The following is a 447-nucleotide window of genomic DNA, read 5'->3' on the forward strand; positions in this document are numbered from 1 at the left end:
GGCTCGATCGGCGACATCAGCCTCGGCACCTTCCTGAGGACGCTGTGCAACGTCGCCGACGTCTCGGGCGTGCCGGCCCCCATCATGGCGGCACTCGACCAGACCGGTCTGTCCGGCACCAAGGCATTCGAGATCGTCGATACCGACGATGCGGTCCGCGACGCCCTGAACAATCGGGACGTGCCTGCGGTCGCGGCCGCCTTCGCCACAGCGGGCATCGCCATCCCGGCCGACCCGCTGCAGGTCATCATCACAGTCTCGACCAAGAACAGCCTGTGGTACGTCACCGACATGCAGTCGGTGCTCTACTATCGGCTGGACCAGTCAGCCGACGGCGAGCCGATCCTGGGTAGCCTCGAGCCCCAGCTCTACGTCGTGCCGCAGACCACCCAGCTCGGCCCGACGGTCGTACAGCAAGGCTACCGCGCGAACGCGACGCTAGACCTG

General features: G+C 66.9%; 1 protein-coding gene. It reads left to right on the forward strand.

The window, feature by feature from the left end; all coding sequences use genetic code 11:
• Positions 1–447 (forward strand): hypothetical protein (locus tag ACQPUW_RS17290; RefSeq protein WP_430838668.1); only part of this gene is annotated, 447 nt, incomplete at both ends.

Origin of the sequence: Clostridium sardiniense (assembly GCF_050584765.1) — a bacterium.
In the GTDB taxonomy this organism is placed as follows: Bacteria; Bacillota; Clostridia; order Clostridiales; family Clostridiaceae; genus Clostridium; species Clostridium sardiniense_A.